The organism is Rhizobiaceae bacterium (assembly GCA_023953845.1).
GTDB lineage: Bacteria > Pseudomonadota > Alphaproteobacteria > Rhizobiales > Rhizobiaceae > Arvimicrobium.
Genome location: JAMLJC010000002.1, coordinates 43,620 through 55,290 on the forward strand (window position 1 = coordinate 43,620; position 11,671 = coordinate 55,290).

Below are 11,671 nucleotides of genomic sequence, written 5' to 3' on the forward strand. Positions count from 1 at the left end.
ATGTCCCGATCGCTTGCAGACGCCATCAACATTGACGACTTGCGAACACTGGCCAAACGAAGGATGCCGAAAGCGCTTTTCGACTTCGTGGACGGCGGCGCGGAGGACGAAGTCAGCCTGCGGGAAAACAGGAGCCAGTTCGATCGATGGCGCCTCATCGCGCGCCATCCAGTCAGCGTGACGACCCGAGACCTTTCCGTGGAGATTTTCGGCGAGCGTATCGCCGCGCCCTTCATAATTTCGCCGACGGGCCTCGCGGCCCTGACAAGGGGACGGGCGGAAGTAGCTCTAGCACGCGGAGCCCAGAACGTCGGTATCCCCATGACGCTCAGCACGGCGGCCAGCATCTCGATTGAGGATCTTGCCCGCGATGCCGCGGGTGCGACGCGCTGGTTTCAACTCTATATCTTCAAGGATCGGGAATTTACTCGAAGCCTGATCGAGAGGGCAAAAAAGGCGGGATACACGGCGCTGGTCGTGTCAGTGGACTGCCCTGTGCTCGGTCAAAGAGAGCGGGATTTTCGCAATCGCATGACGATTCCACTGCGTCCTACGGTGGCAAATGTCATTGACGTCCTGCGCCGACCGAGGTGGCTGTTCGATTTTCTAGCACACGGCGTGCCAAAGCCCGAGAACTTTGCGGGACTGAGATCGAACAACGCTCAGTCGCTGATCATGCAGATGCAGGAGCAGTTCGATCCCTCCATAAGTTGGACGGATATCGCATGGGTTCGGAGCCAGTGGCAGGGACCATTGATCATCAAAGGCCTGGTCTCGGCCATCGACGCTCGTCTGGCGATCGAGCGAGGCGTTGACGGTATCGTGGTCTCCAACCAAGGGGGGCGGCAACTTGATCACGCCGTGCCCACGCTCGAGGCGCTACCCTACATAGTCGACGCCGTCGGTCAAAGAGCCACTGTATTCTGCGATGGCGGCTTTCGCCGAGGTACGGACGTCGTCAAGGCACTTGCATTGGGCGCGAAGGCTGTATTTCTTGGCCGAGCCACCCTGTTCGGCGCCGCCGCGGGAGGCGAGCCAGGCGTGGTGCGCGCGCTTAGGATTCTCTGCGACGAACTTGACCGGGCAATGGCATTGATGGGTTGCGCGAGTTTGGATCAAATCGACCACGCAACAATCTGGGACCGCTTTCACGATAGGTTCCGGCAATACCCGCGACAAACTCGCGAAGTCGATGCGTAATGCAAATGGTACGACGCAATGGGCTCTTCCCAGGGATGGCAGCGAGTACATTGCGATGGTCGCAAGATCGCTTCGAAAAAACCGAAGCCCGGAAATGAGATCGCTGACAAGTCTTTCCGGATAGGGTAAAGGCAACGATGATACCCGCCTCTTCCATGCTGCTACACGGCGAAGTTCGTGCTTGCTGGTACGAGGATACGGGTGTCTACCGAATTCTGAGCGGCAGCTCGCTCATGACGAAATGCTCGCCTCACATTCATGAAACATATACGGTGGCTTTTCTGAAGCGCGGCCCGGCGACCATCAGTATTGGCGGCAATGATCTGTTCTGGATGCCGTACACCGCCCTGCTGATCAACCCGTATGAGATCATGTCGTGCTCGCACGACAGCTGGTTCGAATATGACGTATGTTACCCTCCCAAGCAATTTATGGATGAGGTCGCGCGCCGTCTCCATTCAGACATGCCGCTGAAGTTTGCAGCCCCGCTCGTCTCCGGACCTGTTGGCAAAAAGATCGGCGATATCCTTGCAAGTTTAATTGGAGGACCGAGGGGCGCTAAATCTCTGGTGTCGGCCGAGCAGGAGTTGATGCAACTGATCATCCGCAATGCCGGCTTGCTTCTGTCGCGTGACAAAGCTCGCGCCAGCCAAGGATGCGTGGGTCAGGCTCGTGATCTGATAGAGAAACTGCTTCAGGAGGAAATTTCCGTGTCCGAACTGAGCAAATTGGTCAACCAAAGCCGATCCCATTTCACGCGCCGATTTCGCCGGGCTACAGGATTGCCGCCGAGCGACTACATCCGACAGATCCGGCTGGCCAGGGGGCTTAGTCAGATACAGAGGGGCGCGGGCCTTGCCGACACTGCCTTAGTCATGGGATTTGCCGACCAGGCCCATTTCACCCGTGAGTTCAAAAAGGTCTACGGCACGACGCCGGGCAAGCTGGTTCGCGACATAGCCAGACCGTATGGGTGAGTTTGACTGATGCGAGTTGTCTGTCCCCATTTTCCGGAGTCATGAGTTGCGATGCCTCGCCGGCAGACAAAGGGCGGACGGAACTCCGGGCTGTATGCCGTATAAGCCTCGCATGCCATCGGCGATGGGGGCTATGAAAGCGCCCAGTTCCGCGGGAAGCGCGAAGCCACGCCATTGAGCCTGCGTTCCGCCAAGCCCTGGCCGCAGATGCCCTGCGGCCAGGATCAGGCGCTCCACCGTAGAGGTGGGAACCTCTTATAATGCGGGGCCGGAGGCGCATCGCAAGCCGTTATCACGGAAGCACGCGCGCCTACTTCGCGGCAATCCGCACCGCGGTGGCCATCTTCCTCCCGCTCTAATCAATGAGTCCTGGGGCTGGTCGCCGATATCGCAGGCATGCGGTTCAAACCGAAAATGGCACAAGCGTTCAAGACGGTCGGCGTGGTCGAGTATTTATTACTTGAAAGCTCACAGAAAAATTGGGGACGTCAATGAAAAGGTCAATATTTTGCGCCGTAGCGATGTCTGGGTTGCTCGCCTTCGGCAGCGATGCCAACGCTGATGTTCTCGTTGCGGTAGGAGGGCCAATCACTGGTCCGCTTGCGGCCTTTGGAGCTCAGCTGCAAACGGGGGTCGAGCAGGCGGCGGCTGATATCAATGCCGCTGGCGGCATCAATGGCGAGCAGATCAGGATATTGGTCGGTGATGATTTCGGTGACCCGAAACAGGGCGTGTCGGTTGCCAATAAGTTTGTCGCCGACCGCGCGAATTTCGTCATTGGGCACATTAATTCGGGGATATCGATACCCGCGTCGGAAATCTATGCGGAAAACGGCATCCTGCAGATTTCCCCTGCAACGACAAATCCTGCTTACACGGAGCGTGGGCTTTGGAACACGTTCCGGATCTGCGGTCGCGACGACCAGCAGGGAAAGATCGCCGGCGAATATATCGTGGCCAATCTCAAAGGGGCGAAAGTGGCAATCATCCACGATAAGTCGCCCTATGGCCAAGGCCTGGCCGACGAGACAAAGAAGGCGCTGAATGCCGGAGGTGTTACAGAAGTTCTGTATGAAGGGATCAATCTTGGTGAAAAGGACTTCTCGGCTCTTATCGCGAAGTTGAAGGCCGCCGGCACCACGATTGTTTATTGGGGTGGGCTGCATACAGAAGCCGGGCTATTGATCCGGCAGATGGGCGATCAGGGACTAGATGCGACACTCATGGGCGGTGATGGCCTGGTGTCGAACGAATTCGCTGCGATTGCCGGAGACAGCATCGAAGGCACGCTCATGACCTTCGCCCCTGACCCGCGTAAGAATCCGGCAGCCCGGGATCTGGTCGAAAAGTTCCGTGCGAAAGGGTTCGAACCGGAGGCGTACACGCTGTATTCCTATGCTGCGCTCCAGATTATCGCTGCGGCCGCCAACAAGGTCGGTTCTTCGGATGACAGCATGAAGATCGCTGAAACGATTAAGCGGAACGGTCCGTGGAGCACCCCAATCGGCGACATAGGTTTCGATGCGAAGGGTGATATCACCCGCCCGGAGTATGTTGTCTATGTCTGGCAAAAGCAGAGCGACGGAACCGTCACCTACGTCGAACGGTGACTGCCAGCATCACTTCTTCACAGGGGCCGTGATGCTAATATCCTCAGCGGCGCGCTTGGCCCAGGTGCTTCTCGGCAACGCGGCGTCGCAAGGTGCGGTGCCCACAGCTCGAATGTGGTAGAGTTCCAACCGGGTCTTCGCACGCAACCGGTCTTCATGAGGGAGGCGGCATCGGGGTCCAAGAGATCCGAATCTCAAGGGCTGGCGTGCGAAGTCTAAAGACGTCAACGGGGCGGCTGTTGAGCTCGTCATTGGCAGAGCGGTGATGAACAGTATGCCCAAATCCCAAATCTTCAGCATCGGCGAAGGCGACGTCCGGATCGAGGATGGCAAAGTGCTGGCTCTGGCGAAGTGTCACCAGATCGAAGGCGCCGATTTCGGGCGGCCTATTGGGGCTGTCGGCTCCGACAACGTTGATGGCGAGACCGGCAGACGATTTTGCTTAGGCCTATTCCGACACGAAGCCGAACCCGTCCTTGCCGAACTTGGGCAGGAGCTCTTCCTCGCAGAACGACTGATCGCCTGCTTTGAGAACTCCCTCGGCGAGACCAAGATAGGAGGTGATTTCGGCCCTAAAATCCGCCTGATCGATGCCGTTCGCCTGAAGATGGTCGACCAGTGCGACGGCATCGAGTTTGTAGCCGCAGATTTTGGCTCCGACCATGACCAGGGCCGCATCGAGGTAGAGAGCGTCCTTGCTCTGTGGTTCGCCGTCCGCAGGCTCCGCGGCCTCTTTCGCAGCCCTCGTGATCTCGTCGAGATCTTTCTGGCCGCAGAGTTCGAGCCCGACCCGTATTGCTTGGTTCAATAGACGCGCGTTCTTCTCCAGATCGGGTTCGAGGACCGGCTGGAGTGTGCCGTCCTTCAGTACGATGCCATCTCCATCGGCATGATCGACAAACTGCCGGGCTTTGCCGTTGGCCGCAACGATGGCACCGTTCATCGCCAGGAAGACGGCGTTGTTGCCATCGGCAAAACAGATCACGTCGGCATGGTCCGCGTTGATCGTCCAGTCGTCCTTAGAGAACTCGGAGCGCTCGATGCGTGCGGTTCGCGGATCGCGGTAGGTGACGCGCTTGCCCATAGCTTTGTTATGGTGGGTGAGGGCGGAGATGGCAAAATCCTGCCGTTCGGTGTTTGCCGCTTGCTCTTCGGCTGTCGCGACGATCTCCTGCTTTGATCCGTCCTGTTCGTCGGTTGCCGCCGCCACGGATGGCGCTTCTGCGTTTGCGCCATCCGACACGACGCTCTCCGAAGTCCCGGTCGGTTCGGTCGCGAGTTGGTTCGTCTTCGTGGTCAGCCCTGCGATCACCATCATCACCAGGATGGCGAAGACCCCTCCGGGAATACCGAGCAGAAGGACGTGCAGGCGTTTTCGGAACGGGGGCAGGGGACGGATGAGCGAGACGAGCAGGTAGAGCAGGACCGCCAGGATGAAGAGAGCGAGGAAGGCCGGATGCATGAAGTGACTCCCAGGGAACGATAGGTTCGAATAGGAGCACTAGGGCGTAGTTTGGATACGAACATCAAGTTCTTTTCGTAAAGGACCTCGGTTCATCCGATCTTGATCCGACTTCAAACTACGGATCATGAACCTCAAGCAGGCGCTCGGCCGACGCATCAAAACATTGCGGGAACTGCGCAGGATGGACCAGAGCGATCTCGCTGCGGCCATCGATCGCAGTCTCGACGCCGTCTCCATGATCGAGCGCGGCGTCAACTGGCCATCATTCGTAACAATCGAGCGGCTGTGCCGGGCGCTCGACATCACATGGTCCGATCTCTTCGACGATCTTGGCCACGGAGAAAGATCGGCGCCGAACGATCCCGTTACCCTGGCTCGTCATCTTGTCGGCGAACTGGGAAAACGCGAGCTTGACGTTGCCGTGGCGACGCTCGAGGCGCTGGTCAGACAGTCTCCCCGCAGGCCGAAGGCGGCGGACGGGTAGAGGGCCATATGCGGAGGAAAGCGAGGTCGAACCTCCAATGCCGTCCGGACCAAAGGGCACGTTGGGCTCAATCACCCGTGTTCGAGGCAGGGGCCGTTCGGGGGCGCAACCGAGTGCGTTGCATTTTTCGGCGCCCCGTCTCGGGGTCCCTTTGCGGAAAGTTCTGCCGCATCCGGACAAAGCCAAGGAACTGCGTCAGGCTGTCGACCTGATCGTCGTATCTGGTCGAGGGGAAGCCGGCGATCTCCCTGATAAACGCATCTCGCCAGAGGGCCTCGGCTGGGATGAGCACACGTCCATCCTCGATCATGGCGGACACACCGGACACTCGACTTTCCTTGTCGCCCTTTGGCGAGAGACTTGGAAAGTTGGGCCTTTCTCGTCGCGCCCGGAGTGCCATAAGTAGTTCCTGTCTCAACGCTATGCCGTGGCCGGCCTGCTCGATCAGGACGATGCCCGGCCGATAGCGTTGAATGAGGTCGAGGGCGGCTTTCTTCAATTGCGGGAACTCGACGCGTCGGCGGAACACGTCGAGCAGATAATAATGCCGTCCGAAGACTGCCCATGTCGTACAGACCGAATAGTCGTTCTGCTCCTTGGCGTTCATCGCCGTGTCCCAACTTTGGACGATGGCATCCGCGGTGCCAAGAGCCGGCATCTGCGAATAGCTTACCAGCCATTCGCGCTTGATCAAATTGCCTTGAGGCGGCAGCGGGTTCTGCTGGTACTGAGCCGCAAACTGTGCCGATCCGAGGTCGCGGCGCAATTGCTCGAGATTTTCCCGGCTTTCCCGCGTCGGGTCGATCACCTCGCCCTCTTTGCGATGATAGTATTTCCGGCCCCGCAGATTGCTGACCCTGTAGCTGCGATCCTCCGGCGCGATGGCAGGGATGTCCAGCACGGTCCAGCCATGATCATCGGCGTCCGTGAGATGGCCGACGAGATCATCTTCATGCAGTCGCTGCATGACGATGACGATGGCGCCATCGCGTTTGCTGTCCAGTCTGGAAAGCAGCGTGTCGCGGAACCAGTTGTTGACAGAATTGCGCTCGGCTTCCGACATGACATCGCCGGCTTTGATCGGGTCGTCGACGAGGATCAGGTCGCCGCCACGACCGGTGAGCGTTCCCCCGACCGACGTTGCGTAGCGCAAGCCACCGGCAGTCGTCGATTGCTCTGTCTCGGTATTCTTGCCGCCAAGGCGGGCATTCGGAAACAAAGCACGATATCGGTCGGACTGCATGATGTTGCGAAGACCGGTGCCGAGCCTGGAGGCATCCCGCAGAATATCGGCGATCAACACCACTGGCTTCACGGTCGGATGAAGCGCCAGCAATTCCTTGCGATCCCGCGAAAAACTGTTGAGACCGGGGACCGACCAGACATTCGTTCGATTGCGTCCGTATCGCCCAAGCTGGATGTTGTTGGTGTGGGTCGCACCCGGCTTCTTGAACACCACGCAAAGCTCGTGCTGGCTCCTGTAGAGACTTCCCATGCCGCCGGCCGATTTTTGCCAGACGCACACGTTGACGATTTCCAGCCCGAGTTCTTCGCCGGCGAGCATTAAGCGATGCACGGATCTCCAGTCCATGAAGAGATAGAGCAGGGCACTCTCCTTGGCGCTTGCCGCCATCGCGGTGATGCAGGTGGTCAGGAATTCGGAAAATTGCGCGGGGGACATTTCGCCGGAGGCTTCGACGAATTCTCCGTGTTTGACTTTTCCGAGCCCGCTGACGTTATTCGAAATTTTCGTGTTGAACGGCGGGTCGGATGCGATGATGTCCGCCGCTTCGCCCTGCAGCAGGCGCTCATAAGAGACGGGGTCTTTGGCGTCTCCGCAGAAGAGCAGATGATCTCCGATGCGCCAAAGATCGCCAGGGCGGCTCACGGGGTCGGACGGTGGCTTGGTGCCGTCTTCATCCGCCACATCCCGTTCCGGCTCGCCGTCTAGGATGAGATCGATCTCAGCCGTCTCGAAACCGGTGAGGTCGAGATTGTCCCCGGGGTCAATTTCTAAGAGTTCCGAAAACTCCAGCTTGAGTTCCGGCAGGTTCCATTTCGCATCTTCTGCCAGTCTGTTGTGTGCAATTCGGAACTTGCGGATCTGTGTCGGCGTGAGATGCGATGCCGCTATCGTCGGCACCCGAAGGAGGCCAAGCTGGCGGGCCGCGGCAACCGTCGCGACGCCCGCTATGATCTCTTTGCTCTCGCTGACGATGACCGAGCCGATGAAGCCGTACCGACGTATGGATGCGGCGATCTTGGTAATCTGATGCGGGCTGTGCTTGCGCAATTCCCGCGGTGGGATGCGCAGGTCATCGAGATCCGTCTCGACGATCTGCTGATACCTGACCATTGGTTGAGTGTTCGCTTGGCTCATGTCGATCTCCTCGGGCCGTTGTAGGCGATGCACGTGATCCGTGCCGACGAAGATAAAGCCGAGTTGGTCAAGCCTGGGTATGGGGGGTGCCGACTAAAAGGTCGGACCTCGAAGAAGCGGTGCGTTGGCGTTGGAAACAGCAGGCTTTGCGGCGGGCCGTGTATTTGGCGAAGGTGCACGCCGTCTGTCCCGCTGCCGCAAGAAATCAGACGTCCATCACCAGAGAAAGTCCGCTCATGAGCACTAGCTGGCGTGGCCTTGTCCAAGCGGTCAGGTCGCGCTCATGTCGGTAAAGTGCAACCACCGCTGAGGCTTCGGAACGGCGCAGCGTCCGGATAGAAAACGCTCTCGGCACAGGATCAGAAAGACAGGACCCACGACTGCTCGCGGTCAACTCGGTCCACACGCTGAGCAGCCAACGGGAATGACTTCCCTTTCAAGGGTTAGCATCGCCGCATCACCAAGCTGAATTCCCGGAACTCAGCCCAAAATTCCCTGTTATCCGCCATAGGGAATTCTGTTGCAAATATCTGATTTTACGCTGAGATTTGGCGCCTGCTGGCCGGATTTGTGTGGGGAAAGGCGAAAATTCCCTGTAATTTGGCCTCTATCAGGGAATTCTCACCAGAGACTGGTTCGCAGAAGACTGCCCACACCACCATTCAGTCTCCGCATTTCCCGCGCTCAATAGCAGTCTCCAAATAGCGTCGACTTATCCGTGGGTTAGCGGGGTTGCTCCGCGAACACTTGGTGAAGAGACGGCCGTATTCGCGCGTTTGGCCCGATTTGGCCGTGAGCGTCTCTGTTGGGCAGTTTTCGTTTCCAAGTGTTTGGGAAAGAGCATCGTGGCGATGGTCGCGGATCGGTGTCTCGATGCTCGCGCGAATCGCTGGGCCTTGTGATGTGAGACGCTCAACCTCCGCCCAATGCGCATGTGCCGCGGGCGTATCCTGCAGCAGACGCCTGAGGGCAGGGCGCTCCATGGTGCCGCCCGATATGCCGCCATCGTCATAACGATCGCCGACCAGTCTCCATCCCAGCCCGGCCTGAGATGCGACGTAGGCGGCACAGGCCTCGAATTGGGCATCGAGTGAGTTGAACTCCTGATCGAGACCTTCCTCGGTCGACTTGCGCGTATAGACGGCGCAGCGCAGGCGAGGGGAGGTACTCATAGCCCGAAGAACCTCGGGCCGGACCAGTGCACCCCGGTGATGCGTTTTGCGATGGCTGTCAGCGACCGATAGGTCTTGCCGTCGAAGACAAAGCCCCTGTCCGTCACATCGACCAGATGCATTCTGCCATTCCACTCCCGCATCAGGCGCGTGCCAGACGAAGGCGAGGGTTTGGGAACAAATGCGTCTTTCCCAGGAGCTTCCCTGCCTGCCGCGCCGACCGTTCCCGCCCGGCGTCGCAGCGGCGCCCCGTCTTTCTTCGTGATCGAGGCTCGCAGTATCTGCTTTGTGAACCGCGACCATCCACCAAAACGCTTCGCCTGCAGATGCCAGGCTGCCGATCGTTCCAGCAGACCGCGTTTGACGCCCTTCGGCGGTGGCCAGCCGTGCGCGGCCTCCCAGCGTTCGACGAGCTCGTCGCGGGTGAGGTCGCAGAGCGCTGCGACCTCCTGTTCGATCTTCACTTCGATACGCATCACCGTCAGCCCGCCGCGCCGCTTTCGACAATCCGGTAGCGCCGCACTCCATCCTTGCCGACCTCGCTGGTCACGGTCAGCGCGAGCTTCTTCTTGACCACACCGGAGAAGAAGCCGCGCACCGAGTGCGACTGCCAGCCAGTCGCCGCCATGAACGCATCGACCGTCGCACCCTTCGATGTCCGCAAGAGTTTCAACACTGCCGCCGCCTTGGTCACGGGCTGCGCCGCACCCGTCTTGGCGGGCTTTAAACGTTTCGTTTGAGATTTGCTGGTGACCTCCGCCACCTGAGATTCGACGGTGAGCGCATTACCATCCGAGGCCACTTCGATTTGCGCGCCTTCCTTGCCGAAGGCATGGCAACTGCCGCATCAGCGATCTGTGTGATGGTGGCTGCCTCAGTCTGCGTGTCGAGATTGGTCATCTGTCGTCTCCATCAGTTCAGCCCGCTGGCCAATCCGGCGGCTATACTGGCTGAAGCCCGCAGTTGCGGGCTGGATAAGATCGGCTGGGTCGCTGGCCGCCTGCTTTGTGGTGATGACCAGTGCTTGCTTTGCAGGACAAGTCCAGTCCGGTTCGATAGAAACGCATGGTCAGTCAGCAGAATGGTCGAGAACCCCTTGACCTGAGCGCGCTGCTTCCCATGCGGCGTAGACACGATCGAGCGCCTCCTCGCCGAACCGCGCCAGCACATGCAGCCCCTCGGGATGGATCTCGTCCTGGCAGACGCTGATCATGGTCAGCGCCTTCAGCGTGCCGCGCAGGATGCGCAGATCATCCTCTAGGTCAGGCACAGCTGAACCCGGTGATGGCAGGGATTGCTCCACGTGGCCAGAGGATTTTGGCATGACAGGCTCCATCGGTTGTCCACTACCGACAGAAGCCGTCACCGGGTCAGCTCACCAATGCGTACAAGGAGCGCGAAGTCCAGTCGGAATCGAGTGGCGTGTCGCGGTGATGGAATTGCAAGAAGGGGCCGGAAGCTGACAGTCCGGTCAGGAGTTCCAGCCAGACGAAAGCGACCCTTCAGGTTACGACCCTAATCCCAGTCACTGATCGTTATAAATGACGCCCCTTAAAGCGGAAGCTAAGATGGCTGAAGCTGTTGCATGTTTTGGGATATTTGCGACAAGTCGCCATCCGCAGCTTTAACCCGCCTGCATTAACTATTCTGCGCCGTGATAGGAGGCCATTGGCAGCACGCAGGGTAGCGGATGAAAAGTAGTTGAAGACCGCCAAAGCACGTTCCGCATGCGCATGCACTTGGCTGGCACTGCTCGCCCAAGAGCATGCTGGCGAAGGCCCTAGATCCGGACCCGGCCGTCTGAGCGGCTTCGCCTTTCCGGCCCGCCGGTCATGCCGACAAGGTCAGCCCGTGTCTTTCCGCAACGGAGCGCAGCAGAGCGAGCCGGTCGCCCATGGAATCCTGACCCATCAGCGCGCGCAATCCCAACCCGCGCAACTCGTCCACGAACGAAAGCACATGCGGATCGCCGGGTTCCCGTCCGATTCTCGCGGCGATTTCAACGCAGAGCCCCCGCGCATGGTCGCGCAGGACCGAACCAAGCTCGGGATCGTCGCCGACCTCCAGCATGATCGACAGGAAGAAGCACATGCGCTCGGGTTCGAAGAACAACGACGCCAGCATCTCCTCCAGCGGAATCTCCGCCTTGCCCGCCTTCTGCTCCGCTCGTCGGTGGGAAGCGTCGAGAAGCGCGACATAGAGATCGGCCTTGCGTGGGAAATAGTAAGTGAGATGGGATTGGCGCAGCCTGCAAGCCTTCGCGATCCGCGGCTGCGTGAGGGCCTTCATGCCTTCGCTCTCGACGATGTCGAGCGCGGTATCGAGAATGCGCTGGCGGACGTTCTTCTGCTGGCTTGTCAAAGTCGCGCTCCTGTTCGTCTCC

Annotated in this window: 10 protein-coding genes and 1 pseudogene; 4 read left to right on the forward strand and 7 right to left on the reverse strand. The window is 59.3% G+C overall.

All coding sequences use genetic code 11. From position 1 onward, the window contains the following. The 3 genes from M9955_22385 (at position 1) to M9955_22395 (ending at position 3,787) form a co-directional block, all read left to right on the forward strand. Positions 1 to 1,200: an alpha-hydroxy-acid oxidizing protein gene (locus M9955_22385; protein ID MCO5084392.1), complete on the forward strand. Its 1,200-nt coding sequence runs from the start codon at positions 1 to 3 to the stop codon at positions 1,198 to 1,200. A 137-nt stretch (positions 1,201 to 1,337) separates the two neighbouring features. After that, positions 1,338 to 2,177 carry an AraC family transcriptional regulator gene (locus tag M9955_22390; GenBank protein MCO5084393.1) on the forward strand — a complete coding sequence of 280 codons (840 nt, stop codon included), beginning with the start codon at positions 1,338 to 1,340 and terminating at the stop codon, positions 2,175 to 2,177. A gap of 491 nt (positions 2,178 to 2,668) precedes the next feature. Next, positions 2,669 to 3,787: a branched-chain amino acid ABC transporter substrate-binding protein gene (locus M9955_22395; GenBank protein ID MCO5084394.1), complete on the forward strand. Its 1,119-nt coding sequence runs from the start codon at positions 2,669 to 2,671 to the stop codon at positions 3,785 to 3,787. Between the two features lie 448 nt (positions 3,788 to 4,235). On the opposite strand, the gene M9955_22400 is transcribed toward M9955_22395, so the two are convergent. Beyond that, complete coding sequence (locus M9955_22400) at positions 4,236 to 5,249, reverse strand: hypothetical protein (GenBank protein MCO5084395.1); 1,014 nt, start codon at positions 5,247 to 5,249, stop codon at positions 4,236 to 4,238. A 127-nt stretch (positions 5,250 to 5,376) separates the two neighbouring features. Between M9955_22400 and M9955_22405 the strand changes: the two genes are divergently transcribed. Beyond that, on the forward strand, positions 5,377 to 5,736 hold the full coding sequence (locus M9955_22405) for a helix-turn-helix domain-containing protein (GenBank protein ID MCO5084396.1): 360 nt from the start codon (positions 5,377 to 5,379) through the stop codon (positions 5,734 to 5,736). A gap of 67 nt (positions 5,737 to 5,803) precedes the next feature. Here the strand turns inward: M9955_22405 and terL are convergent, their stop codons facing one another. From terL to M9955_22435, 6 genes and pseudogenes are all read right to left on the reverse strand, one after another. Continuing rightward, entirely contained in the window at positions 5,804 to 8,116 is a 2,313-nt protein-coding gene (gene terL, locus M9955_22410; protein MCO5084397.1) for a phage terminase large subunit, read from the reverse strand. Between the two features lie 947 nt (positions 8,117 to 9,063). Further along, a pseudogene (locus M9955_22415) lies at positions 9,064 to 9,288 on the reverse strand (recombinase family protein). Next, complete coding sequence (locus M9955_22420) at positions 9,285 to 9,764, reverse strand: DUF2924 domain-containing protein (GenBank protein MCO5084398.1); 480 nt, start codon at positions 9,762 to 9,764, stop codon at positions 9,285 to 9,287. Before M9955_22420 ends, M9955_22415 begins: the two are co-directional and overlap by 4 nt. A gap of 5 nt (positions 9,765 to 9,769) precedes the next feature. After that, positions 9,770 to 10,090 (reverse strand): DUF3489 domain-containing protein, encoded by a 321-nt coding sequence (locus M9955_22425; protein ID MCO5084399.1) that lies wholly within the window; start codon positions 10,088 to 10,090, stop codon positions 9,770 to 9,772. A 267-nt stretch (positions 10,091 to 10,357) separates the two neighbouring features. Then, positions 10,358 to 10,612 carry a hypothetical protein gene (locus M9955_22430; GenBank protein ID MCO5084400.1) on the reverse strand — a complete coding sequence of 85 codons (255 nt, stop codon included), beginning with the start codon at positions 10,610 to 10,612 and terminating at the stop codon, positions 10,358 to 10,360. A 506-nt stretch (positions 10,613 to 11,118) separates the two neighbouring features. Continuing rightward, positions 11,119 to 11,649 carry a TetR/AcrR family transcriptional regulator gene (locus M9955_22435; protein ID MCO5084401.1) on the reverse strand — a complete coding sequence of 177 codons (531 nt, stop codon included), beginning with the start codon at positions 11,647 to 11,649 and terminating at the stop codon, positions 11,119 to 11,121. Between the last annotated feature and the right edge of the window lie 22 nt (positions 11,650 to 11,671).

Coding starts and splice junctions, on each gene's coding strand:
- M9955_22390 (MCO5084393.1), top strand. CDS start 1,338: ATGATACCCGCCTCTTCCATGCTGCTACACGGCGAAGTTCGTGCTTGC.
- M9955_22400 (MCO5084395.1), bottom strand. CDS start 5,249: ATGCATCCGGCCTTCCTCGCTCTCTTCATCCTGGCGGTCCTGCTCTAC.
- M9955_22385 (MCO5084392.1), top strand. CDS start 1: ATGTCCCGATCGCTTGCAGACGCCATCAACATTGACGACTTGCGAACA.
- M9955_22420 (MCO5084398.1), bottom strand. CDS start 9,764: ATGCGTATCGAAGTGAAGATCGAACAGGAGGTCGCAGCGCTCTGCGAC.
- terL (MCO5084397.1), bottom strand. CDS start 8,116: ATGAGCCAAGCGAACACTCAACCAATGGTCAGGTATCAGCAGATCGTC.
- M9955_22395 (MCO5084394.1), top strand. CDS start 2,669: ATGAAAAGGTCAATATTTTGCGCCGTAGCGATGTCTGGGTTGCTCGCC.
- M9955_22430 (MCO5084400.1), bottom strand. CDS start 10,612: ATGCCAAAATCCTCTGGCCACGTGGAGCAATCCCTGCCATCACCGGGT.
- M9955_22405 (MCO5084396.1), top strand. CDS start 5,377: ATGAACCTCAAGCAGGCGCTCGGCCGACGCATCAAAACATTGCGGGAA.